Origin of the sequence: Serratia sp. G204Y (genome assembly GCF_051172435.1) — a bacterium.
Lineage (GTDB): Bacteria > Pseudomonadota > Gammaproteobacteria > Enterobacterales > Enterobacteriaceae > Serratia > Serratia sarumanii.
The window spans coordinates 726,726-748,705 of the sequence record NZ_JBPIZA010000001.1; the positions used below are offsets into that span (position 1 = coordinate 726,726).

A 21,980-nucleotide genomic window follows, 5' to 3' on the forward strand; every position below is an offset into this window, starting at 1 on the left:
CGCGTTCTCCGGTCGGGGGTTACGAATAGAAACTCTGCGCCAGCGAGCCGAGCAGCAGCTGCCAGCCATCGACCAGCACGAACAGCATCAGCTTGAACGGTAGCGAGATGGTGGCCGGCGGCACCATCATCATCCCCAGCGCCATCAGCACGCTGGCGACCACCAGATCGATAATCAGGAACGGAATGAACACCGTAAAGCCGATCTGGAAGGCGGTTTTCAGTTCGCTGGTGACGTAGGCGGGCAGCAGGATGCGCATCGGCACCGCTTCCGGGCCGGCCAGCGGCGGCTGATTGGCCAGCCTGGCGTACAGCGCCAGATCGGTTTCGCGCGTTTGGCGCAGCATGAATTCGCGCAGCGGCTGCGCGCCTTTATCCAGCGCGACCTCCAGCCCGATCTTGTCCTGGCTGAACGGCAGGTAGGCGCCCTGATAGACCTTATCGAACACCGGCGACATGATGAAGAAGGTCAGGAACAGCGCCAGCCCCAGCATCACTTGGTTCGGCGGCGCCGACGGCGTGCCCAGCGCGTTGCGCAGCAGCCCGAGCACGATGATGATGCGGGTGAAGCTGGTCATCATCAGCAGCATGGCGGGCAGGAAGGTCAGCGAGGTCAACAGCACCAGCGTCTGCACCGGCAGCGACCAGCTTTGGCCGCCGTTGGCCAGCGGCTGGCTGATCAGCCCCGGCAGTTGCGCCAAAGCCGCCGGGCTGATGAACAGCAGGGCGGCAGGGAGCCAAACCGCCGGACGGCGGACGAGGGTATGAAGAGTCGAGGTCATGCCGATTTTTCCGGGCGTTTCAGAACTTTTTGCATCAGTTGGCGGAAGTCCGCCGGCGTCGCCGCGTCGGCCGCGCCTTCGTCTTTCGGCGGGGCGGGCAGGGTGTGCAGCGGGGTGATCTGCTGGGCGGTGACGCCCAATACCAGCAAGGTATCGTCGACTTCCACCACCACCACGCGCTCGCGCTGCCCAACCTGGCAACTGGCGCGCAGGTTGAGCAGCTTGTTGTTGCGCGCCTGCGGGGCGAAGCCCAGCCGGCGGAACAGCCAACCGGCCAACAGGATCAGCAGCAGAATGCCGCCGAGCGCACTGCTGACCTGCATCAACACCGAACCGGCCGGCAAGGCCGGCGCGGCGGGTGGTTGGCTGCTTTGGACGGTAACGGGCGCCGCGACGGTCATCAGCGGCTCAGTCGACGCATGCGTTCGGACGGGGTGATGATGTCGGTGATGCGCACGCCGAACTTGTCGGCCACCACCACCACTTCACCTTGTGCGATCAGGTAACCGTTGATCAGGATGTCCAGCGGCTCGCCGGCCAGGCCGTCCAGCGCCACCACCGAGCCTTGCGACAGGCGCAGCAGCTCTTTGATGGTCATCTTGGTGCGCCCCAGTTCCACGGTCAGCTTGACCGGAATATCCAGGATCAGGTCGATATCCTGCAGGCTGCCGAGCGCATCCTGAGCTTCCAGCGACTTGAACACCCCTTCGGTGCTCGCGCCGGATTTCTCTGTCGACTGCTGCTCGTTAAACGCATCAGCCCACAGATCGTCTACGGATTCCTTTCCTTCGCCAGACGGTTGTTTAGGATCACTCATTGGGCTGTTCCTCACTCAGAGCATTCAAAATAGGGTTAATCAAATGTTCAACACGTAGGGCATATTGCCCGTTCAACGTGCCGTATTGGCTGGTCAGCACCGGTACGCCGTCCACATGGGCAATCAGGCGTTCCGGCTTGTCTATCGGTAATACATCGCCCGGCTGCAGCTTCAGGACTTTCGACAGCCGCATCGGGATATCGACGAAGTTGGCGATAAGCTCCAGTTCGGAGTGTTGCACCTGCTTCACCAGGGTTTCGCGCCAATGGCTGTCTTCCTGCCGCGAGTTTTCCAGCGGCGGGTTGGTCAACAGCTCGCGCAGCGGCTCAATCATCGCGAACGGAATACAGATGTTGAACTCGCCGGTCAGCGCGCCGATCTCCACCTGGAACGGCGTGGTGACCACGATGTCGTTCGGCGAAGTGGTGATGTTGGTAAACTTCACCTGCATTTCGGCGCGCACGTACTCTACGTCGATCTTGTAGATGGCGCTCCAGGCGTCACCGTAGGCGTCCAGCGCCAGGCGCAGCATGCGCTTGATCACCCGCTGTTCGGTCGGGGTGAACTCGCGGCCTTCGACCTTGGTCGGGAAGCGGCCGTCGCCGCCGAACAGGTTATCGACGGCGATGAACACCAGGCTCGGCGCGAACACGAACAGGGCGGTGCCGCGCAGCGGGTTCAGATGCACCAGGTTCAGGTTGGTCGGCACCGGCAGGTTGCGGGCGAACTCGTGATACGGCTGGATTTTGATCGGGCCGACGGTAATGTCCGGGCTGCGGCGCAGCAGGTTGAACAATCCCATGCGGAACTGCCGGGCAAAACGTTCGTTGATGATTTCCAGCGCGTGCAGACGCTCGCGCACCACGCGGCGCTGGGTGGTCGGATCGTAAGGCTTGACCTCGCTCTCTTTGCCGACTATCGCTTCGGGTTCATCACCCGCGCTGTCGCCGTTGAGCAAGGCGTCGATCTCTGCCTGTGAAAGAATGCTGTCGCCCATAGTGATTACCGCAGTATGAAGGCGGTGAACAGCACGTCGCTGACCACCTGCTTCGGTTGTCCCTTAACCAGCGGCGGGCTGAGCACGTCCTTAATCTGCGCCACCAACCGTTGCTTCCCTTGTTCATTGGCCAGCTGGCTCGCTTCCTGGCGGGAGAGCAGCATCAGCAGACGGCTGCGCACTTCCGGCAAAAAATCGTTCAGCTGACGGCGGGTACTTTCGTCCGGCAGACGCAGTGTGAGGCCGATGTACAGCACGCGATCCGGGTTGTTGTCCGGCGTCACCAGGTTGACGGTAAAGGTGTCGAGCGGCATGAACACCGGCGCGGCCGGCGGTTGCTGTTTGGCGGCGGCCGGTTCGGCGCCGTTTTTATGCTGTTGCAGCAGCCACCAGCTGTAGCCCGCGGCGCCACAGGCGACGACGCTGATCAACACCAGCAGGATGACCAGAAGGGGGCGTTTCGGTGCTGCGGGAAGGGTGTTCTGAGACATAGCCAAATCTAATTCCTGTTGTTCCACCCGCGGCCGGCGAGGCGGCGGGCATAGCGCGCGGCAAAGCCGCACGCATGACATGTAAAGGTATTATCGCGTCTATTGCGGTGTGCAATAGCCTGAATAGACGCGCAAATGGGTGCCAGCTTGGGCGTTTGCGGAGGCTCAGGCGAAAATATCGACGCCGTTGACCGCACTGGCCATGCGCTGCAGCGCCACCGGTGCGCTGACGCCCTCGGCGGCCGCAGCGTCACCGCCATGATGTTCCGCATAGCTGGCACGCCCCTGGCCGTTGGAAGCCTGCTGTTGCGCCTGCTGCTGCCATTGCGGCGTGGACTCGCCGCCCACGCTGCTTTGCCCCAGGTTGATACCGCTCTCCGCCAGCGCGTGCCGCAGCTGCGGCATCGCCGCTTCCACCGCCGCACGCACTTGGCCGTGAGCGGAGGCGATGTGCAGTTGCGCCTGCTGATCGTCCAGCTTCAGCGTGATCTGCAGGGCGCCCAGTTCCTGCGGGTGCAGGCGCAGCTCGGCGCTTTGCTGGCCGTTGCGGTGGAACATCAGCACCTGTTGGCTCAACGCCTGCTGCCACTCCGGGCTGCCCAGCTGCGCGTTGAGCTGCGGCGCAGGCGGCGCGGTCACCAGTGCGCTGGCCGGGGCGGCGGTTTGCGTCGGGCTGGCGGCGGCCAGGGCGACGGCGTGATTGAGCGGCGGCTGTGGCGTATCGCCCGCCTGTAGCGGTTGTGCGGTGCTTGCGCGTTCGCCGTTGGTCGGTTGCGGGAGCGCCGCCGTGGCATTGTCGCCGTCGGCGGCAGGCGTTTTCGCGCCCGTCGGCGACGGAGCAGGGGATGCCGATGAATGTGTGGCGGTTTTATCACCGGCCGCCGCGATGTTCAGCAGGCCGTTGCCGGGCTGCAGCGCAGTTGCTTCGTCAGCGCTATCCACCGGCAGCGAGCGTTGGCCTTCGGTTGGCTGAGTCTGGGCGACGATCGCGGCCGGTAGCATGGCGTACAGCGCCTGCAGCGTAGCGGCATCCAGCTCTTTGGCGGCGGCGATCGGCGGCTGCGCCGGTTTGTCGCCGGCGGCGGGCGCTTCGCCCTCGGCGCCCTCAGGCGAAAGCGCGTCGGCTGAGACGGTCTGGCCCGGCAGCAGGCCGCCGCGCTCGCCGAAGGTAGCCAGCAGTTGATTGAGCTGGTTGCGGCTCAGGGCCGGGGCGCGTTCTTCGTCCGCGCTCAGCGCGACCGGCGGCTGTTTGCCGTTGGCGGCGGGCGCGAAACGGGCGCCGAGCAGCTGGGCGAAAGCGGACGACAGCTGGCTCTCATCCAGCGCCGAGGTCAGTTCGGCCAGGCCGCCGGCGTCGCCGGGTAAGGCCAGGCCGGGCAGGGCGTTCAGATTCATGGGTTGATATTCCTTTGTGCACTGCGTTGAGCGAACTCATCCATCAGTTTTTGATCCCGTTTGTTCTCCTGCTGCTGCTCCGCCGTTATGGCGCGGGTATGCAGGGTCTCGAAAGCGTTCAACCGCTGTTGTTTGTCTTGCCATTGCTTCACCGCATGATCCACTTTCTGCCCCCACTGCAGCAGCTGCTGGCGGTGCTGGTCGATGGCCTGTTCCAGCGTGCCGATAAACTGCTGGTAGTTTTGCCAGCGTGAGCTGTCCATGCCGTCGCAGAGCGTATGATTCAGCTTCTGGCGGTATTCGTCCTGATAGTTGAGCAGCATCGATAGCTGTTGCTCCGCCGCCTGCTGCGCCTGCCGTACCTGGCCCAGCTGTTGCGCGGCCTGTTCCACCGCATCCTGCGCCAGGTCGCGCAGGGTAATCAGGGGTGACTGTGATTTCATCGCTGTGCGCCTCTGGTGACGTTAAACAATCAACTGCTGCAGCTGTTGACAGGCTTCATCGTAGCCGCTGCGTTCAAAGATGCCCTGTTGCAGGTAGGCTTCCATCTGCGGATACAGCGTCATCGCTTTGTCCAGCAACGGATCGCTGCCCGCCGCGTAGGCGCCGACGCTGATCAGATCGCGGTTGCGCTGATAGCTGGCCAGCGTCTGTTTGAAGGTGCGCACCCGGCGGTAATGCTCTTCGTCGATCAGCGACGTCATGGCGCGGCTGATTGACGCTTCGATGTCGATCGCCGGGTAGTGGCCGGCTTCCGCCAGGCGCCGGGACAGCACCACGTGACCATCGAGGATGGCGCGCGCCGAGTCGGCGATCGGGTCTTGCTGATCGTCCCCTTCGGTCAACACGGTGTAGAAGGCGGTGATGGAACCGCCGCCGCTGATGCCGTTGCCCGCGCGTTCCACCAGCGCAGGCAGTTTGGCGAAGACCGAAGGCGGGTAGCCTTTGGTCGCCGGCGGCTCGCCGATGGCCAGGGCGATCTCACGCTGCGCCATGGCGTAGCGGGTGAGGGAGTCCATGATCAGCAACACATGCTGCCCGCGATCGCGGAAATCCTCGGCGATGCGGGTGGCGTAGGCCGCCCCCTGCATGCGCAGCAGCGGCGAGACGTCCGCCGGCGCGGCGATCACCACCGAGCGCGCCCGGCCTTCGGCGCCGAGAATGTTCTCGATAAAGTCTTTGACCTCGCGGCCACGTTCGCCGATCAGGCCAACGACGATCACATCCGCCTGGGTATAACGGGCCATCATGCCGAGCAGCACGCTCTTGCCGACGCCGGAGCCGGCGAACAGGCCCATGCGCTGGCCGCGGCCGACGGTCAGCAGGCCGTTGATGGTGCGCACCCCCACGTCCAGCACCTGCTCGATCGGCGTGCGCTGCAAGGGGTTGAACGGCGCGGTGATCAGCGGCGCGCGGTAACCGGTTTCCGGTGAAGGCAGGCCGTCGAGCGGTTTGGCGCTGCCGTCCAGCACCCGCCCCAACAGGGCCGGGCCGAGCGGCAGCTGTTTGCCGGCGCTTTGGCCTTCCGGCGCGATGCGGGCGTAAACCCGCGCGCCCGGCACGATGCCTTCCACCTCTTCCAGCGGCATCAGGAACAGCCGCTGGCCGTTGAAGCCGACCACTTCGCTTTCCACTTCCTGCACCTCACCGGCGTCGTGCCGTTCGATGAGGCAGGTCGCGCCGAGCGGCAGCTGCAGGCCGGTGGCTTCCAACACCAATCCGGTGGCGCGGGTCAGGCGACCGTAGCGGCGCACCATCGGCGCGCGCGCGATGCGTTTTTCCAGCGTATCCAGAGAGCTCAGCCAGCGGCCGAGACGCGCGGTCATCAGACTTCTCCCGGTGCCGCCAGGCGGCACAATTCATGCCAGCGCGTCGCCAGGCTGGCGTCGAGATCGCCTTCCTCGGCGCTGACCTTGCAGCCGCCCGGGTGCAGCTCGCCGTCCGCCAGCAGGCGCCAGCCGTGCAGGCTGAGGGTGACCCCCAACTGCTGCTCGACGCGCGAGTAGTCGTCTGGGTGTACCCGCAGCTGCGGCTTGCCGTTGAACATCGGTTCCTGCTGGATCAGCTGTTGGATCTGCGCCAGCAGGGCGGTGCCGTCGCACACCGGCGGCTGGCCCAGCACCTGCTTGGCGGCGGTCAGCGCCAGCTGCATCAGCCGCGAAGCGATCACGCTGTCGAGCGCGTCCAGCGTGTGCTGGAATTCGGTGACCAGCTGCTGCCAGTGGGCGGTCAGCGGCTGTTGCTGCTGTTGCGCTTCCAGCAGCCCTTGCTGGCGGCCTTCCTCCAGTCCGGACTGAAAACCGGCCTCATAGCCTTTTTGCTGGCCGTCGGCATAGCCCAACTGCTGGCCCTGTTGCTCCGCCTGCAGGCGCAGCGTCGCCAACTGCTGCTGCAATTCGGCCTGTGCGTCCGGTGACGGATCGTCAAGTTCGAGATCCGGCAACTGCGGCAGTTCGATCGCCGGTTTCTGTTCGCCCAGATCGTTGAGCGACCAGGGCTGCCAGGGCAGGGTGTTAATGCGATCAGACATAGGTGTCCTCGCCGCCGCCGATGATCATTTCGCCGCTTTCCGCCAGGCGTCTCACCACCAGCAGGATGGCTTTCTGCTCGTTCTCCACCTGCGACATGCGCACCGGCCCACGGTTGGCCAGATCGTCGCGCAGGATGTCGGCGGCGCGTTGCGACATGTTCTTGAGGAACTTCTCGCGCAGCGGCTGCTCGGCGCCTTTCAACGCGATCAGCAGCGACTCGCCTTCCACTTCCTGCAGCAGGCGTTGGATACTGCGATCGTCGACTTCCACCAGGTTTTCGAACAGGAACATCTCGTCGATGATCTTCTGCGCCAGCTCGCCGTCGTATTCGCGCATCGCGTCGATGACCGCCTCTTCCTGCTGGGTTTTCATCAGGTTGATGATCTCGGCGGCGGTGCGCACCCCGCCCATTTTGCTGCGTTTGAGGTTCTGGCCGTCGAGCAGGTTGTTCAGCACTTCGGTCAGCTCCGCCAGCGCCGCCGGCTGCACGCCGCCGAAGGTGGCGATACGCAGCATCACGTCGTTGCGCAGGCGTTCGTCGAACAGGGCCAGGATATCCGCCGCCTGGCCGCGTTTGAGGTGCACCAGGATAGTGGCGATGATCTGCGGGTGTTCGTCGCGGATCAGATCGGCGGCGCTCTGCGGCTCCATAAAGTTGAGCGTTTCCATGCCGGTGGTGGTCTCGCGCGATTCGAGAATGTCTTCCAGCAGGCTGGCGGCACGCTCTTCGCCCAGCGCCTTGACCAGCACCGAACGCAGGTAGTCGCTGGCGTTGACGCTCAGCGCCGCGTATTGCTCGGCGTCGTCTTCGAACTCGGTCAGTATTTCGCCGAGCTGTTTGTGTGAAACCTGGCTCATGCCGGCCATGGTGCCGCTCAGCAGCTGTACTTCGCGTGAGGAGAGGTGTTTGAACACCTCCGCCGCGCGATCTTCACCCAGCGTCATCAGCAGGATGGCGCTTTTGTCGGTTCCGGTCAGGCTCATATCTCGTTACTCATCCATTGGCGGATTACCAGAGCGACCACGCGTGGGTCTTTGTCAGCCAGATCGCGGATCCGCTGGCTCTGGACTTCTGCGCTGACGCGCTGCTGCGATTTACGACGCTGCGCCAGCTCCTCGTTGCTCGGTTTGCTGCTGTCGACCGCTTTGGCGGCAGGGGCGTTGGCGGCGGCGACGGCGGCCTGTTGCGCCGCCTGGCGCTGTTGCAGCTGCGGCCGCACCAGTTTGCGCCACAGCAGCCAGGCCACCAGCAGCACCAGCAGATAGCGGCCCGCGTCGATCAGGCGATCGATAAACGACTGGCTTTGCCAGAACGGCAGTTCGCCACCGGTCACCTGAGTGTCGGTAAACGGCGTGTTGACGACGTTCAGGGTGTCGCCACGGCTGCTGGAGTAGCCCATCGCTTCACGCACCAGCGCTTCGATCTGCGCCAGCTGCTCTTTGCTCATCGGCTGCGGTTTGCCGTCTTTATCGGTGCCCAGATAGTTGACCACCACGGCGACCGACAGACGCTGCACGGTGCCGGCTTTTTGCTGGGTGTGACGAATGGTGCGGTCGAGCTCGTAGTTGGTGGTCGCGTCGCGACGGGTATTTTGCGGCACGCCGTTGGCCGCCGCGCTGCGGGTGGTCGCGGCGTTTTGTGCGGTCGCGTTGGTATTGTTGCCTGCGGCGGTGGCCGGCTTGGCGGTCTCAATCGGCGCGGTGGCCGGCGCGCTCGGCTGATTGGACAGCGCGCCCGGCACGCCGCCCACCTGTGGCCCGCCGATCTGCTCGCTCAGGCTGGTTTGCTGAGAGCGGATAGCGGCTTTGTCCGGCTGCTGGTTTGGCTGGTACTGTTCATCGGTTTGTTCGCGAGTGGCGAAGTCGATCTGCGCCGTGACCTGCGCACGCACGTTGGCGCTGCCGACCACCGGGGCGAGGATCGCTTCGATGCGGCGCTGGAAGCCGTTTTCCACTTCGTTGGCGTATTTCAGCTGCGAGGCGTTGAGATCGCGCCCGGTGCCGTCGGACTGCGTCAGCAGGCGCCCGGCCTGATCGACCACGGTCACGTTGCCCGGCGGCAGGCCGGCGACGCTGCTCGACACCATATAAACGATGGCGTTGATCTGGCCGTCGTCCAACGCACGGCCGGGTTGCAGGGTCAGCGTCACCGACGCGGAAGGGGATTTCTGTTCGCGCACGAACAGCGAAGGTTTAGGCAGCGCCAGGTGAACGCGGGCGTTTTGCACCGGCCCCAGCGATTCGATAGTGCGCGACAGCTCGCCCTCAAGGGCGCGCTGATAGTTGATCTGTTCGCTGAATTGGCTGATGCCGAATTTTTCCTGATCCAGCAGTTCGAAGCCGACGGCGCCGCCCTTCGGCAGCCCTTGCTGCGCGAGGCGCAGGCGGGTTTCATGCACCTTTTCCGCCGGGATCAGCAGCGCTGCGCCATTCTCGGCGAAGCGGTAAGGGATATTCATCTGCGTCAGCTGGGTGACGATGGCGCCACCGTCGCGGTCGTTCAGATTGCTGTACAGCACGCGGTAGTCAGGGCTTTTCACCCACAACAGCAGCGCGACAACGATGGCGATCGCGGCGGAGGCGGCGACCAGCAACGGAATTTTCGGGTTGGCGCGCAGACGATTCCAGATGGCCTGCAGGCCGTTGTCGCGGCTTTCGCCGGCGGTTATCGAAGCACTCATTTTAGGTCTCGTCCTTCAATGGCGCTCACGATCCCGTATGGGCCGCTGAGCAGCTCCCTGCCAGGCTGATGAACGGTATGGTTAGCGTTGTGTGACAAAACAGACTCCCTGATACACATATCTTCTAAATAGCGGCGCTCCCATTTCTGGGCAGGCCATTATTCGCCTTATCAGACGATTCCGATTGCCCGATAAGCCGGGTTTTTTGCAGTTAATTAGCCGCTTTAGGTCTGAAAACGCTGTGCTAGGGTGTGCATCATTGGAGAAGTGCAGGGTGAAACGTCACCCGGCGTGACGAGATGATTGAGGACCAGATGGCGATTCAGGGCATTGAAGGGGTGCTGCAGCAGATGCAGACCATGGCGGTTCAGGCCGGCAAGATGGGGCAGAATACGGCGCCGCAGGGCGTCAGCTTCGCCAGCGAACTGACTGCGGCGCTCGGCAAGATCAGCGAGACCCAGCAAACGGCGCGCAAGCAGGCGCAGGATTTCGAACTGGGCGTGCCGGGCATCAGCCTGAATGATGTGATGGTCGATCTGCAGAAATCATCGGTCTCGCTGCAGCTGGGCGTGCAGGTGCGCAACAAGCTGGTCGCGGCCTACCAGGACATCATGAATATGCCGGTGTGATGAACGTGCCGGTCATTTTGCAGTGACATTGGGGCCGGCGCTGTTACCCTATAGCGACGGTTATTTATCAGGATAGGATGATGTGCAAATCGCTGTATCTTGCTGTGGGCATCATGGCGCTGTCTGGATGCGCCGGGCAAAACGATGACTATTCATCGGCCCAAAAAAACGCGGCTCATCAGGAAGCAGGCAAGGAATGGAAAGCGTTTGTTGCGCCGCTGTCCGTCAAAACGCAGTCGCCCGGCGAGCGAGAAATGAAACGCGCTGCCCGCCACGATTGAACCCGCGGCTCCGGTAGCATTTCATTATCGCAGGCAAAAAAAACCAGCTATCGGAATAGCTGGCTCAAAGTGCGATAAAACTTTATGTGATGTAGGAGCGTCGACACCTCATCGAGGTGGCGTCGACGTGGTCATCATATTTGTTATGTTATAACAAATCAATGCTACCGTGCGTTTGCTTCAGCCCACCAAGGCCACGATCCGCTGGTGGGCATTCGCCAGCCCCTGAGTGAGGCCGTGCGGTTTCATATCCAGCCCTTCGGCATAGATAAACTGCACCTCGCCGATCCCCATCAGCCCCAGTACCGAGCGCAGGTAGGGCGTCACGGCGTCGGTCGGCTGGCCGGCGTGTACGCCGCCGCGTGAACTGAACACCACTGCATTGACGCCTTCCACCAGCCCGACCGGGTAGGCGGCGGTATAGTTGAACGTCAGCCGGGCGCGGGCCACCAGATCGAACCAGTTTTTCAGCTGGGTCGGGACGTTGAGGTTGTACATCGGCGCGCCGATCAGCAGCAGATCGCTCCCTTTCAGTTCGGCGATCAACCGATCGGAAAGCGCCACCGCCGCTTTGGCGCATGGGCTGATGTTATCTGCGCCGCGCAGCGCACTGAACAGCTCGCCGTCCAATACCGGCAGATCCAACGCCGTCAGATCGTGTTCGACGATCTGATCTTCATATCCTTTGGCCCGACGTTCCGCCAGATAGCGGTCAATCAGGTTGTTGGTCTGCGAGTCGTTTCCCATAATGCTGGATTTGAGCACCAGTATTTTTTTCATGCTGTTGTCCTCAGACGGTAATTGGCGGTTTCACCGGGCATTCCGGAATGACTGCAGGTTATCATTGCTCGATCTTCACCAGTGGTGATAGGTTTTCACCTCATTGATTCCAATTTGGAAGCATTAAGATGAAAAGCGATCTCAGCGCGCTGCCGGCCTTTGTCGCCGTGGCGGAAGGCGGCAGCTTTGCTGCCGCCGCAGAAAAACTGCATCTGACGCGCTCCGCGGTCAGCAAAATCGTGTCGCGGCTCGAGGCGCGGCTTGGCGTGATGTTGTTTATGCGCACCACCCGCAGCCTGAGCCTGACGGATGAAGGGGCGCTGTACTATGAGCACTGTCGGCAGGCGTTGGCGAACGTTCAGGCGGCGGAAAACCAGCTGGACAGCGGCAAGATGCAGGTCAGCGGCCGGCTTAGGATCTCGATGCCGGTGTTGTTCGGCCATCTGTGCATTGCGCCCTTGATGACGGCGCTGGCGAATGAGCATCCGTTACTGTCGTTGGAAATTTCGTTCAGCGACCGCAGGATCGATCTGATCGACGAGGGGTTCGATCTGGCGGTTCGCATCGGCGAACTGGCGGACAGCGGCAGTCTGGTTGCCCGACGCCTGGGTGAACACGGCATGCTGCTGTGCGCTTCGCCCGACTACGTGCAGCGCTGCGGCGCACCGAATTCGGTGGAGGCGTTAAGCCGGCATCAGGCGGTGGGGTATCTGCACGCCGGCGCCGTGTTGCCCTGGCAACTTCGCGGTGAAAACGGCGAGCTGCGGCCGTTCAGGCCACCGGCCAAGATGATGATGGATGACATGCAGGGGATCGTCGATGCCGTTTCCGCCGGCGCCGGTATTGCCTGGCTGCCGGAGTGGCTGGTACGCGATCGGCTGATGGCCGGGACGCTGGTGGAGATCATGCGCGGTGAGTCCAGCCTCAGTTTTCCGGTGAATGCAGTGTGGCCCTATATGCCTTACCAACCGCTCAAAGTGCGGCTGGCGGTGGACAAACTGGTGGCGGAGCTGCCGGGCAGGCTGACGCGGTTCGCGTCGGCCTGAGGGTGTATGTGGTGGCAGCGGTCCAAGGGACGCTTGCCGATGTCAGAGCGTGCGCTGTTGCGCTGATCGTGGCAGTGACGGCTGTGTTTTCCCTGTTAACAGGCAACTGAAAATAAGAACCCAAATGAACCCGTAAGAGTAATCAGGGTTGGCGGCGCAGGAGCCCAAAAATGCGGAGAAAAGCATAAATTTAAGCATGGAATTGGCTTCGTTGCCGGCGACGTGATATTGCGAACGAATAAGCTTGGATACGATAAAACCGACTAACAGTATCGTCCCCAATATTCCGAAGTTAGCAAGTAGGGACAGAGGCAGAGAAGATATTCTTGCGCTACCGATACCGACGCCCAAGCCAAAGGTATTATACATAATTTCAAGGGCATTGTAGTTGGAGGCGGAACGCACGAGGTGAGAGATCGTTTGCGCTTTTTTGTCCGCGTAATCGGTTATTTTATCTAGGAAAAAGATAAATGTGAGCTTTGATGCGATGACCAAAGACAGAGAAAATAGAGCTTTCTGTATCAGGCTAAAACGCGGACTGAAAATGAATGTGCCGCACAGCGACGTAAGCAGGGTAAAATAGCCTGATGTAGAGCCGTTTTTAACCAAGAGCAGCATCATCAATAGGGCCACTAACTTCAGTCGCAACCCTTTGGCAACCAAAAGAGGCACGATCGTTGCGCCGATAAAGATACCGGCGAATGACGGTTCACCGAAGGTACCGCTCAGTCTGGATTCAAAAATGGCATTGGCGTTATGCATGCTGTTATACATCAAAATCTGAATCGCATTCGCCAGCGGCCTGGCAAGGAGCCAAATCAGGCAGTAAGCGGAGAAAACCAACGTCGTAAAAATGATGGTTTTCAGAGCGTATTCAGGCGTGATTTCACGCCGCTTGACGTAAATGACATACAGCGTTATCAGGTTCAGCGTGATTAGAATCAGTTGCTTGATGTTGTTATTGCCCCACACAAGCGAGATACCTTTTTTGGCGTAGTTATTTTCAAAGCTATAAGCCGGTGAATAAACTCTTATCCCTTCAAATAGATGGGTAAACGCATAGGTGAAGAACCAAAAAAGAATAATTATCACCAGAGATTGCAGAAATACTCGGTGTTTTAAGTTAAAGACAGGTGTGCTGTTTTTCGAAGTAAAAGCAAACCGGGTTATTAAAACTAGCTCGATAAAGTAGAATATGGGTAGGCTATTACTCCCTGTATTGATAATAGCGCTTGACTGAAAGATGGACGCGATAATCAACAGGGCGAAAATGGTTCTGTGGTGTAGGAAAAAAGTGGCGAAAGCAAGAGCTAGCCAAACAAAACTTAATATATTCACATTATATTCCCTAAGTTACTTATCCTATATGGCATCGCCTGGCTTCAGATTAAAGTAGTTATAAAAGCCAGCGCATTTCCGCGCGCTATCATACAATAAGAAAATGGGACGGTCTAGCTGCAAGTGTCGTAGATTCATGGGGTTATAGAATGAGGCTGCAAGTATATTCCATTCTTATAATAAATGAGCTAACTAAGTCGCGCGGATTTTGCGTTTGATATAGTGACGGTTGGCCCTCGGGATTTGCTATAACAGCAGGAAGCAGGCCACTGGTGCAATTAATTTAGCAATAAAATAAGTAAATAAAATTAATCAAAAATCACCGAGGAGCAACGACCATTGCAATGCGTAATAAAGCAGCAACAAGAGACAGCAGGCAAACACCAGCTTTTCACCAGCTTGCTTAAGCTTGGCTTTAACGTTGTTCCTTTGCCGCATTTTTACGTTCTCGCTTTAGACAGTCAGATAGAAAAGCAGTATAGCAAGCAAGTTTTAGGTGTCGGTCAAAATAGGAAAATACTTAATGCTTTGGTGAGGAACTGAGCAGTGGGGTGTGCGGGATAATTAGCCAGCGGCAGGAAGAGAGCAACCAGGAAAAGGCGCCAGCGGTCGCTGGCGGATACGTCAAGATAAGTTGCTCGGTACGCTCACATCCTTGAGATGCCATCGTCTATCTGAGCTAAATTGCAGTGTTTTCCGCCATTGATTAGCTGGAACCGTAATGCTGTTCAAAGGCCGGCTCCATAATCCTTTGGTGACCGCGAATGGCGGTCGGGGCGAAACCGAAGCGTTTGCGAAAACGTTCGGCGAAACGTGACGCGCTTTCATAGCCGACATGTTGCGCGATGGCGGAAATCGGCCAGTCGGTCGACTGCAGCAGGGCCAGTGCGCTACTCATGCGCACGTCGATCATCAGGTTGCGCAACGCGGTATTTTCCATCGACAGTTTGCGGCGCAACATCACTTCGCTCATCGACAGGCTTTCCGCCACTTTCGCCGCCGTCCAAATGCTGTGCGGGTCGGTCGCCAGGCAGCGGCGCACGCGCTGCGTCAGGTCTTTGGCTTCGTTGTGGATGAAGCGAATGCCGAACTGGGCCAGCCACAGCAGAATTTCCAGCATCTTGTGCCGCACGATGATGGCGGGAAAGCGCTGCCGGAGCGCCAGCGCCAGGCTGGTGGTCTCGAAACTGTGCTTCAGGGCGCAGGGCAGGCTGCGCAGCGCCAGGACGGCATCAAACGGCATCGGCGCCGGCGCGTCCTCGGCCGGAGGCTGAACGGTGAGCAGCAGTGGGTCGCAGGTCAGCAACTGGCAACTGAAAACGCCTTCTTCGGATGGGCCGTTAATAATATCCACCGTTTGCCCCCCGTCGATTATCAACAGCTCGCCGGCATGAGCCACCACCTCGCGTTGTTGCCAGCGTACGCGCTTATGGCCCTGTTGTATCAGATACAGATGTGGTTGCTCAAAATAGACTGAAGGGAATAATAATTCAGTATGCTGAATGATGTGCGCTGAGGCGCCAATTCCTGGACAGAGATTAATTGTACGTTCCATCGATATTCATTTCGCAGCCATTATCTGAGAATATCTTTACGCTTTGATCCGCGTTGGAGCAACATTTTTCCATGGGCCGTGAAACACAGCGGCGTGTTTTATCTATCAAAAATCAATTTCCTGCTGAACAGAAAACGTCCGTGTCGGGATAATGTTTATCCATTAAAGTGAGAGCCAGGCTCGAAGCGCGCATTTTACCAATTACCCATAAACTGAATAATTCAAATGCCATAGATTAATATCCTAACGTAACCCGAGAGTAATAGCGCATAGTGCTATTTAATCCATTTTCGTCAGTATTGTCGATCTTATCGGACCTGTGGCTCCCCCAGCAACAGCGCACGGTCATGAAACTGGCCGTAGGTATTGTTGACCACGTTCTGGCGCGTGGACTGTTCGATCAGCATTTTCAGCTCATCCATGCGCTGCTGTAACAGACGTTTGAGCTCGGTTTCGTTGTCGAGGATCTGTTGCAGCTTATTGCGCAGCATCTCCTGCAACGCCATGGAAGGGCCGGCTTGCCCGGTAAAGGCGGCGGTTTTTTCCACCGCCGTTACGTAAGCGAATTCGAGCTCGACGAGCTCCTCCCAGCGCCCGGTTTGCGCCAGCGCGATCATCTGGCTGCTCAGGCTGTAAATTTGTTGATAAGCGGCTAACAGCTGCTGTTGACGTTCCATTACACGGCGTCCTGCGAAGGTTGGTAGTTGGGGCCGATCTGGCGCCAGGCATCGGCGATGTTTTCCAGCAGTTTGACCACTTCGGCGATCGCCGCTTCGTCGTTGTTCAGGTTGGCCTGCATCAGGCGCCGCTTCATATAGTCGTACAACGCCGCCAGGTTTTCGGCGATTTCGCCGCCCTGTTGAGGGTCCAGGCCGCCTTTCAGGCCGTTGTCGATGATGTTGATGGCTTTGGACAGCGCCATGCCTTTGCCGGCGATATCGCCCTGGTTCATCAGGATGCGTGCGCGAAGCAGGGCGCTGAGCGCCCCGTCGAACAACATCACGATTAACTGGTGCGGGCTGGCGCTCATGGCGCCGCTTTCCAGACTGACCTGTGCATAGGCCTGAGTGCCGCTTCTGTTATACATGTTGTTTCTTTTACCTGTTACCTGGTTAAGGGATCACTTTGTCGAGAATTGCTGTTGTAAATAGTTACCCGTGCTGCTCAATTTGGACATCATGGTATCCAACTGAACGAACTGCTGCTTATAGCGGTCGATGGTGTTCTGAATGCTGGCCGTGACCGTGGTGATCTGAATGTTCAGGCGATCGAGGTTGGTGTTGATGCTCTTGGTCGAGTTCTCGATGATGCCGCCGGATTTGACGTAGTTCTGGATCTCGTTGTGGATTTCGGTGGCCATGCCGGTGTCTTTACCGTTGCCGGCGAAGAAGTTGGCAACCTGATCCGGTTTTTCGTCGATGGCTTTGTTCAGCTTGGTGCTGTCGATTTCCAGCTTACCGGTTTTGACGTTGGTGGTGATGCCGAGGTTGCCCAGGCCTTTCAACTCCGGGTTGTCCTGTGCCGAACTGAGGGCGCTCTTGATCGAGGACTGGATGCCGCGCAGGGTGTTGTCGCCCAGCAGCGCGCCGTTTTTGGCATTCTGCGCTTCACCGCTTTTAACCGGCGTGTATTTGGTCAGCGAATTGAAGGTGTCCAGCAGCGAGTTGTAGTTATCTACCCACTCTTTAATCTTGTCGGCGCTGCCGCTCTTGTCGATGCCGATCACCAGGTTTTGCGGTTCGCCGGGCTTGGTGGTGGTTTTCAGATCGAGCGTTACGCCCTGCAGAGCATCGGCGATCGAGTTGGTGCTGCGCTTGATTTTCGTGCCGTTGACGACGATTTCCGCATCCTGGCCGGGCACGGTTTGCTTCATCGCGGCGCTGCCATCTTTAGGCGGATTTTTAGGATCGTAGTTGAGGATGGCGCCGAGCTTGTCGTCGTTATTGACCTGCACCGAAATGGTGTTTTTTTCGCCTGGCGTGGTGGAGCTTAATGCCAGTTGATAGTCATTGTCGCCGACGCGCATGATGCTGGCGGTGACGCCGGATTTCGATTTATTGATGGCGTCGCGCATCTCGACCAGTGAGGTCTGATCGTCACCGAGCGGGATCTTGGTCTCTTTCGGCGGATTGCCTGCCGTAATAGAGATGGAACGATCGCTGCTGCCCGGCGTGCCCAGTTTGGCCTGCTGGTCGGCAATCGGCGTCTGAGTGGTCAGCGTTTGCGGCTGCGCGAGCTTCAACACCTCGATCGAGTAGTTGCCCGGCACCGATTTGTCGGTGGTGGTCACGGTAAACTGATCGTGCTTGGTGGCGGTAGTGTTGTTGAAGAACTCTGGCTTGGCCAGGTCTTTGCTCAGATTGTCAAACTTCTCCAGCGAGCTTTTCAGCGTACCGTAAGCGGTCAACTGGGCGTTATAGCTGGTCTGCTGGGTGGTGTACGGCGTCAGACGCTGTTGTTCCGCTTTGGTCAGCTTGTCCAGCAAACCGTTAAGGTCGAGTCCTGAGCCGATGCCTAATGAACTGATCGATGCCATTCGTGCTTCTCCTTGATAATGACTTTATTCGCTTTACGCGTTATCGGCCCAGCGGTGAAAAAGTTTACTGAAAAAAACAAAAAAACGATGGCGCAATAGAAGAGGGAAAAACCGCGTTATTTCTGCCATTGCCGGCGGCGCAAAAAATTTTAAAAAATTGCTAAAGGTTGTTAGGGGAGGGCCGATACCTGAGGGGACGGTGGTTGACGCCGTGGGCAAACAAGCCCGAACCTTTTAACTGTGTTGCGAAGAACGCAACTGACTCGTAAGGAAAGCAAACAATGGCACAAGTAATCAACACTAACAGCCTGTCGCTGATGGCGCAGAACAACCTGAACAAATCTCAGTCTTCTCTGGGCACTGCGATTGAGCGTCTGTCTTCCGGTCTGCGTATCAACAGCGCGAAAGACGATGCTGCGGGTCAGGCTATCTCCAACCGTTTCACTGCAAACATCAAAGGCCTGACTCAGGCTTCTCGCAACGCCAACGACGGTATCTCCCTGGCGCAGACCACTGAAGGCGCACTGAACGAAGTTAACGACAACCTGCAGAACATCCGTCGTCTGACCGTACAGTCTCAGAACGGTTCCAACTCTGCCAGCGACCTGCAGTCCATCCAGGACGAGATCTCTCAGCGTCTGTCTGAAATCAACCGCATCTCCGAGCAGACCGATTTCAACGGCGTGAAAGTGCTGAGCTCTGATCAGAAACTGACCATCCAGGTTGGCGCGAACGACGGCGAAACCATCGATATCGAACTGAAAGACATCAACGCTAAAACGCTGGGTCTGGAAAAGTTCAGCGTGGCTGATGGCATTGATACGACTAAAGTTGGTGCAAAAGCGACTAACGTACAAACAGGCAAAGATCTCACCATCACCAACACCACGAACAAACAAGCAAATGGTGCTGCGCCAGCCAGCTTCCTGAAGGACAATGCTACCGGTGATATCTATGCTGTTGGTACCGATGGTAAGAACTATAAAGCAACCATCGACAAAACCTCTGGTGACATCACTGCAATTGCTGCTGCTGAAACCACTGGTCTGACCGATACCAGCGCGACAACAACTGTGAAGGAAGAAGTTGCTGCAAGCGGCCCAGATGCGGCTAACCTGCACTCTTACGACAACGGTAAATCTTACGTGATCCAGGAAGGTACCGGTGCCAATGCCAAATATTTCAAGGCGAGCGTAGACGCTACCGGTAAAGTGACCAAGGGCGCTGAGCAGTCCACCGAGCCAAAAACTGCCGACCCGCTGGCGACCCTGGACAAAGCGCTGTCTCAGGTTGACTCCCTGCGTTCTTCCCTGGGTGCGGTACAGAACCGTTTCGATTCTGTTATCAACAACCTGAACAGCACCGTTAACAACCTGTCCGCTTCTCAGTCCCGTATTCAGGATGCCGACTACGCGACCGAAGTGTCCAACATGAGCCGCGCCAACATCCTGCAACAGGCTGGCACCTCTGTTCTGGCACAGGCTAACCAGTCTACTCAGAACGTTCTGTCCCTGCTGCGTTAATCGTCTCTCCCGATTAACTGTCGCAAAGAAACCCCGCCTCGGCGGGGTTTTTTTATGCTCGCGCACCGCACGGTTATTACATGGCGCAAATAAAGCCCGTTTTGTGCGACTGTTCAGCCGATTGGCATTCCGCCCCCTACGCATAATAGCGCTGACTCTCTTATCCGCAGGTTTAAGACATAGTGAGCGATCTGTATACCGCCGAAGGCGTGATGGACAAAAATTCTCTCTGGCTGCGCTACGTCCCGTTAGTGCGCCACGAGGCGTTGCGCCTGCAGGTCAGGTTGCCCGCCAGCGTGGAGCTTGACGACCTGCTGCAGGCCGGGGGAATCGGGCTACTGAACGCCGTTGAGCGTTATGACGCCCTACAGGGAACCGCCTTTACCACCTATGCGGTGCAGCGCATTCGCGGCGCGATGCTCGACGAGCTGCGCAGCCGCGACTGGGTGCCGCGCAGCGTGCGGCGCCATGCGCGCGAGGTCGCGCAGGTGATGCGGCTGCTGGAACAGCGTTACGGCCGCCCGGCGAGCGAGACGGAAGTGGCGCAGACGCTGAATATCTCGCTGGATGAGTACCGTCAAATTCTGTTGGACACCAATAACAGCCAGCTTTTCTCCTACGACGAATGGCGCGAGGAGCATGGCGAGAACGCGGAACCGATGCTGGAAGGGCATGAAGAGGCCAACCCGCTGCATCACCTGTTGGAAGGCAGCCTGCGCCAGCGAGTGATCGACGCCATCGAGGCGTTGCCGGAGCGCGAAAAAATGGTGCTGACGCTGTATTACCAAGAAGAGTTGAATCTCAAGGAGATCGGCGCCGTGCTGGACGTCGGGGAATCCCGCGTCAGCCAACTGCACAGTCAGGCGATCAAGCGCCTGCGCGCGCGGCTGGCGAACGATACCTGACGGCGGCCCGCCGCCCCTCAACTCGATGACTCATGCGACAATCGGACTGCCCCTTATGCCAGGAATACTGTTGAAGAAACGGCCGCTTAGCCGTTACCTGAAAGATTACAAGCACAGCCAGACGCATTGCTCCCAGTGCGGTAAGCTGTTGGACCGCATGGCGCTGGTGTTTCGCGGCAAAATCATCAATAAAGAAGCCATCGCGCGCATGGATCAGCCGATCGACGATGCGGTCTGGCAAAACGTGCAGCATGAGCTGACCGCACTGTGCCGCTTTTGCAGCGAGATTTCCTGCAACAGCCACCCGAGCTATTTCGACATCATGGCGTTCAAGCAATATCTGTTCGAACAGACCGAGATGAGCCACAGCACCATTCGCGAGTACGTGGTGCGGCTGCGCCGGCTGGATGAAATGCTGGTGGCGCGCAATTACCCGGCGGACAAATTCGCCAACTGTGCCAGCCATCAGCGCATCATTGACGATCTGCCTAGCGCGGCGCACAACAACTACCGCATTGCGCTGCGCAAATACGATCAGTATCTCGCCTGGCAGCGCAGCTACTGAGACTTTCCCCGGCCGCTGGCCGGGATCTGCGGCTCCCCCCGTGATAAAGGATGATTATTCAGTTCACATCTGCTAAATCTATCGGTTATCAGATGTCGATATTCGATTCCCTGGGGGGAAGTAGTGAACCTGCAACAACAACTGGCGCAATTTCCGCGTCTGGATCTGGTTGGCACCGCCACACCGCTCGAAAAACTGTCCCGTCTCTCCGATTACCTCGGCCGTGAAATTTACCTCAAACGTGACGATGTCACCCCTATGGCGATGGGCGGCAACAAGCTGAGAAAGCTGGAGTTTTTGGCCGCAGATGCGCTGCGTCAAGGCGCTGATACGCTGGTCACCGCCGGCGCCATTCAATCCAACCACGTGCGCCAGACGGCGGCGGTGGCGGCGAAACTGGGCCTGCACTGCGTCGCGCTGCTGGAAAATCCCATCGATACCCGTGCGGAAAACTACCTGACCAACGGCAACCGCCTGTTGCTCGGCCTGTTCAACGCCGAGGTGGTGATGTGCGAAGCGCTGCACGATCCGCAGCAGCAGTTGGCGGAACTGGCGACGCGCCTCGAGGCGCAGGGCTTCCGGCCTTACGTGGTGCCGGTGGGCGGCTCCAATGCCCTGGGCGCGTTGGGATATGTGCAGTGCGCATTGGAAATCGCCGAACAGAGCCAACGCAGCAACGTGGCGTTCAGTTCGGTGGTGGTGGCGTCCGGCAGCGCCGGCACCCATGCCGGGCTGGCGGTGGGGCTGCAACAGCTGCTGCCCGAAACCGAGTTGATCGGCGTGACGGTCTCGCGCACCGTGATCGATCAGCTGCCGAAGGTGGAGCAGATCCAGAAAGCCCTGGCCTGTTCGCTGAATATCGACGAACTGGCGCCGATCGCGCTGTGGGACGATTACTTCGCGCCGCAGTACGGCATGCCGAACGAAGAGGGCATGGCGGCGGTGCAGCTGCTGGCGCAGCAAGAAGGCGTGTTGCTGGATCCGGTATACACCGGCAAAGCGATGGCCGGTTTGATCGACGGCATCGCCCAGCGGCGTTTCCGCGACGAAGGGCCTATCCTGTTCGTCCACACCGGCGGTGCGCCGGCGCTGTTCGCCTACCATCCGCAGGTGTAAATACCGCTTGTTA

24 protein-coding genes are annotated in these 21,980 nt (G+C 59.0%); 7 read left to right on the plus strand and 17 right to left on the minus strand.

Features of this window, described 5'->3' with window-relative positions; translation table 11 throughout:
• Positions 1 to 19: 19 nt before the first annotated feature.
• The 11 genes from fliP to fliF form a co-directional block, all read right to left on the minus strand.
• Positions 20 to 781, minus strand: coding sequence for a flagellar type III secretion system pore protein FliP (gene fliP, locus ACSBQQ_RS03595; protein WP_060427910.1), 762 nt, complete (start codon positions 779 to 781; stop codon positions 20 to 22).
• On the minus strand, positions 778 to 1,182 hold the full coding sequence (gene fliO, locus ACSBQQ_RS03600) for a flagellar biosynthetic protein FliO (protein WP_033647771.1): 405 nt from the start codon (positions 1,180 to 1,182) through the stop codon (positions 778 to 780). Before fliO ends, fliP begins: the two co-directional genes overlap by 4 nt.
• Positions 1,182 to 1,598: a flagellar motor switch protein FliN gene (fliN, locus tag ACSBQQ_RS03605; protein WP_038876868.1), complete on the minus strand. Its 417-nt coding sequence runs from the start codon at positions 1,596 to 1,598 to the stop codon at positions 1,182 to 1,184. Before fliN ends, fliO begins: the two co-directional genes overlap by 1 nt.
• Complete coding sequence (gene fliM, locus ACSBQQ_RS03610; protein WP_033634981.1) at positions 1,591 to 2,595, minus strand: flagellar motor switch protein FliM; 1,005 nt, start codon at positions 2,593 to 2,595, stop codon at positions 1,591 to 1,593. Before fliM ends, fliN begins: the two co-directional genes overlap by 8 nt.
• Before the next feature lie 5 nt (positions 2,596 to 2,600).
• Positions 2,601 to 3,086, minus strand: a complete 486-nt coding sequence (gene fliL / locus ACSBQQ_RS03615; protein WP_039565519.1) for a flagellar basal body-associated protein FliL — start codon at positions 3,084 to 3,086, stop codon at positions 2,601 to 2,603.
• A gap of 165 nt (positions 3,087 to 3,251) precedes the next feature.
• Entirely contained in the window at positions 3,252 to 4,481 is a 1,230-nt protein-coding gene (locus tag ACSBQQ_RS03620; RefSeq protein ID WP_060427913.1) for a flagellar hook-length control protein FliK, read from the minus strand.
• On the minus strand, positions 4,478 to 4,924 hold the full coding sequence (fliJ, locus tag ACSBQQ_RS03625) for a flagellar export protein FliJ (protein ID WP_047571550.1): 447 nt from the start codon (positions 4,922 to 4,924) through the stop codon (positions 4,478 to 4,480). Before fliJ ends, ACSBQQ_RS03620 begins: the two co-directional genes overlap by 4 nt.
• A 21-nt stretch (positions 4,925 to 4,945) precedes the next feature.
• A complete protein-coding gene (gene fliI, locus ACSBQQ_RS03630) occupies positions 4,946 to 6,307 on the minus strand; it encodes a flagellar protein export ATPase FliI (RefSeq protein WP_060427915.1) in 1,362 nt (453 codons plus the stop codon).
• Positions 6,307 to 7,011, minus strand: a complete 705-nt coding sequence (gene fliH, locus ACSBQQ_RS03635; protein ID WP_033647766.1) for a flagellar assembly protein FliH — start codon at positions 7,009 to 7,011, stop codon at positions 6,307 to 6,309. The genes fliI and fliH overlap by 1 nt, the downstream gene beginning before the upstream one ends.
• Complete coding sequence (fliG, locus tag ACSBQQ_RS03640; protein ID WP_033634975.1) at positions 7,004 to 7,996, minus strand: flagellar motor switch protein FliG; 993 nt, start codon at positions 7,994 to 7,996, stop codon at positions 7,004 to 7,006. Before fliG ends, fliH begins: the two co-directional genes overlap by 8 nt.
• Complete coding sequence (gene fliF / locus ACSBQQ_RS03645; protein ID WP_033647765.1) at positions 7,993 to 9,693, minus strand: flagellar basal-body MS-ring/collar protein FliF; 1,701 nt, start codon at positions 9,691 to 9,693, stop codon at positions 7,993 to 7,995. The genes fliG and fliF overlap by 4 nt, the downstream gene beginning before the upstream one ends.
• Before the next feature lie 314 nt (positions 9,694 to 10,007).
• On the opposite strand from fliF, the gene fliE reads away from it, so the two are divergent.
• Complete coding sequence (fliE, locus tag ACSBQQ_RS03650; protein WP_033638515.1) at positions 10,008 to 10,322, plus strand: flagellar hook-basal body complex protein FliE; 315 nt, start codon at positions 10,008 to 10,010, stop codon at positions 10,320 to 10,322.
• A gap of 80 nt (positions 10,323 to 10,402) precedes the next feature.
• Positions 10,403 to 10,603 (plus strand): hypothetical protein, encoded by a 201-nt coding sequence (locus tag ACSBQQ_RS03655; protein WP_039565525.1) that lies wholly within the window; start codon positions 10,403 to 10,405, stop codon positions 10,601 to 10,603.
• A 180-nt stretch (positions 10,604 to 10,783) separates the two neighbouring features.
• Here ACSBQQ_RS03655 and ACSBQQ_RS03660 read toward each other — a convergent pair whose 3' ends face one another.
• Positions 10,784 to 11,383 (minus strand): FMN-dependent NADH-azoreductase, encoded by a 600-nt coding sequence (locus ACSBQQ_RS03660; RefSeq protein WP_060427917.1) that lies wholly within the window; start codon positions 11,381 to 11,383, stop codon positions 10,784 to 10,786.
• 128 nt (positions 11,384 to 11,511) lie between these two features.
• Between ACSBQQ_RS03660 and ACSBQQ_RS03665 the strand changes: the two genes are divergently transcribed.
• Positions 11,512 to 12,429, plus strand: a complete 918-nt coding sequence (locus ACSBQQ_RS03665) for a LysR family transcriptional regulator (RefSeq protein ID WP_060387915.1) — start codon at positions 11,512 to 11,514, stop codon at positions 12,427 to 12,429.
• 42 nt (positions 12,430 to 12,471) lie between these two features.
• Here the strand turns inward: ACSBQQ_RS03665 and ACSBQQ_RS03670 are convergent, their stop codons facing one another.
• The 5 genes from ACSBQQ_RS03670 to fliD form a co-directional block, all read right to left on the minus strand.
• The gene (locus ACSBQQ_RS03670) at positions 12,472 to 13,767 is read right to left on the minus strand and encodes a hypothetical protein (RefSeq protein WP_060427919.1); all 1,296 of its coding nucleotides are present in this window, start codon (positions 13,765 to 13,767) and stop codon (positions 12,472 to 12,474) included.
• A 706-nt stretch (positions 13,768 to 14,473) separates the two neighbouring features.
• The gene (locus tag ACSBQQ_RS03675) at positions 14,474 to 15,322 is read right to left on the minus strand and encodes a helix-turn-helix transcriptional regulator (RefSeq protein WP_039565536.1); all 849 of its coding nucleotides are present in this window, start codon (positions 15,320 to 15,322) and stop codon (positions 14,474 to 14,476) included.
• 308 nt (positions 15,323 to 15,630) lie between these two features.
• Positions 15,631 to 15,999, minus strand: a complete 369-nt coding sequence (gene fliT, locus ACSBQQ_RS03680) for a flagella biosynthesis regulatory protein FliT (protein ID WP_004934765.1) — start codon at positions 15,997 to 15,999, stop codon at positions 15,631 to 15,633.
• Positions 15,999 to 16,409 (minus strand): flagellar export chaperone FliS, encoded by a 411-nt coding sequence (fliS, locus tag ACSBQQ_RS03685; protein WP_033634970.1) that lies wholly within the window; start codon positions 16,407 to 16,409, stop codon positions 15,999 to 16,001. Before fliS ends, fliT begins: the two co-directional genes overlap by 1 nt.
• A 33-nt stretch (positions 16,410 to 16,442) precedes the next feature.
• Positions 16,443 to 17,858 (minus strand): flagellar filament capping protein FliD, encoded by a 1,416-nt coding sequence (gene fliD / locus ACSBQQ_RS03690; RefSeq protein ID WP_033647758.1) that lies wholly within the window; start codon positions 17,856 to 17,858, stop codon positions 16,443 to 16,445.
• A gap of 281 nt (positions 17,859 to 18,139) precedes the next feature.
• On the opposite strand from fliD, the gene ACSBQQ_RS03695 reads away from it, so the two are divergent.
• The 4 genes from ACSBQQ_RS03695 to ACSBQQ_RS03710 all read left to right on the plus strand — a co-directional run bounded on the left by ACSBQQ_RS03695 (position 18,140) and on the right by ACSBQQ_RS03710 (position 21,967).
• A complete protein-coding gene (locus tag ACSBQQ_RS03695) occupies positions 18,140 to 19,381 on the plus strand; it encodes a flagellin FliC (protein WP_043147611.1) in 1,242 nt (413 codons plus the stop codon).
• Positions 19,382 to 19,563: 182 nt separating this feature from the next.
• The gene (locus ACSBQQ_RS03700) at positions 19,564 to 20,286 is read left to right on the plus strand and encodes an RNA polymerase sigma factor FliA (protein WP_043147610.1); all 723 of its coding nucleotides are present in this window, start codon (positions 19,564 to 19,566) and stop codon (positions 20,284 to 20,286) included.
• 55 nt (positions 20,287 to 20,341) lie between these two features.
• A complete protein-coding gene (gene fliZ, locus ACSBQQ_RS03705) occupies positions 20,342 to 20,851 on the plus strand; it encodes a flagella biosynthesis regulatory protein FliZ (RefSeq protein ID WP_033647756.1) in 510 nt (169 codons plus the stop codon).
• 123 nt (positions 20,852 to 20,974) lie between these two features.
• Positions 20,975 to 21,967, plus strand: a complete 993-nt coding sequence (locus tag ACSBQQ_RS03710; protein ID WP_025303239.1) for a D-cysteine desulfhydrase — start codon at positions 20,975 to 20,977, stop codon at positions 21,965 to 21,967.
• The last annotated feature ends 13 nt before the right edge of the window (positions 21,968 to 21,980 follow it).

What these genes read in the sequence shown, in the direction of transcription:
- fliT (WP_004934765.1), bottom strand. Translation starts at nt 15,999, where the DNA reads ATGGAACGTCAACAGCAGCTGTTAGCCGCTTATCAACAAATTTACAGC.
- ACSBQQ_RS03675 (WP_039565536.1), bottom strand. Translation starts at nt 15,322, where the DNA reads ATGGAACGTACAATTAATCTCTGTCCAGGAATTGGCGCCTCAGCGCAC.
- ACSBQQ_RS03655 (WP_039565525.1), top strand. Translation starts at nt 10,403, where the DNA reads ATGTGCAAATCGCTGTATCTTGCTGTGGGCATCATGGCGCTGTCTGGA.
- fliG (WP_033634975.1), bottom strand. Translation starts at nt 7,996, where the DNA reads ATGAGCCTGACCGGAACCGACAAAAGCGCCATCCTGCTGATGACGCTG.
- fliJ (WP_047571550.1), bottom strand. Translation starts at nt 4,924, where the DNA reads ATGAAATCACAGTCACCCCTGATTACCCTGCGCGACCTGGCGCAGGAT.
- fliZ (WP_033647756.1), top strand. Translation starts at nt 20,342, where the DNA reads ATGCCAGGAATACTGTTGAAGAAACGGCCGCTTAGCCGTTACCTGAAA.
- fliE (WP_033638515.1), top strand. Translation starts at nt 10,008, where the DNA reads ATGGCGATTCAGGGCATTGAAGGGGTGCTGCAGCAGATGCAGACCATG.
- fliM (WP_033634981.1), bottom strand. Translation starts at nt 2,595, where the DNA reads ATGGGCGACAGCATTCTTTCACAGGCAGAGATCGACGCCTTGCTCAAC.
- ACSBQQ_RS03695 (WP_043147611.1), top strand. Translation starts at nt 18,140, where the DNA reads ATGGCACAAGTAATCAACACTAACAGCCTGTCGCTGATGGCGCAGAAC.
- fliI (WP_060427915.1), bottom strand. Translation starts at nt 6,307, where the DNA reads ATGACCGCGCGTCTCGGCCGCTGGCTGAGCTCTCTGGATACGCTGGAA.
- ACSBQQ_RS03665 (WP_060387915.1), top strand. Translation starts at nt 11,512, where the DNA reads ATGAAAAGCGATCTCAGCGCGCTGCCGGCCTTTGTCGCCGTGGCGGAA.
- fliS (WP_033634970.1), bottom strand. Translation starts at nt 16,409, where the DNA reads ATGTATAACAGAAGCGGCACTCAGGCCTATGCACAGGTCAGTCTGGAA.
- fliO (WP_033647771.1), bottom strand. Translation starts at nt 1,182, where the DNA reads ATGACCGTCGCGGCGCCCGTTACCGTCCAAAGCAGCCAACCACCCGCC.
- fliN (WP_038876868.1), bottom strand. Translation starts at nt 1,598, where the DNA reads ATGAGTGATCCTAAACAACCGTCTGGCGAAGGAAAGGAATCCGTAGAC.
- ACSBQQ_RS03620 (WP_060427913.1), bottom strand. Translation starts at nt 4,481, where the DNA reads ATGAATCTGAACGCCCTGCCCGGCCTGGCCTTACCCGGCGACGCCGGC.
- fliD (WP_033647758.1), bottom strand. Translation starts at nt 17,858, where the DNA reads ATGGCATCGATCAGTTCATTAGGCATCGGCTCAGGACTCGACCTTAAC.
- fliH (WP_033647766.1), bottom strand. Translation starts at nt 7,011, where the DNA reads ATGTCTGATCGCATTAACACCCTGCCCTGGCAGCCCTGGTCGCTCAAC.
- fliL (WP_039565519.1), bottom strand. Translation starts at nt 3,086, where the DNA reads ATGTCTCAGAACACCCTTCCCGCAGCACCGAAACGCCCCCTTCTGGTC.
- ACSBQQ_RS03660 (WP_060427917.1), bottom strand. Translation starts at nt 11,383, where the DNA reads ATGAAAAAAATACTGGTGCTCAAATCCAGCATTATGGGAAACGACTCG.
- fliF (WP_033647765.1), bottom strand. Translation starts at nt 9,693, where the DNA reads ATGAGTGCTTCGATAACCGCCGGCGAAAGCCGCGACAACGGCCTGCAG.
- fliP (WP_060427910.1), bottom strand. Translation starts at nt 781, where the DNA reads ATGACCTCGACTCTTCATACCCTCGTCCGCCGTCCGGCGGTTTGGCTC.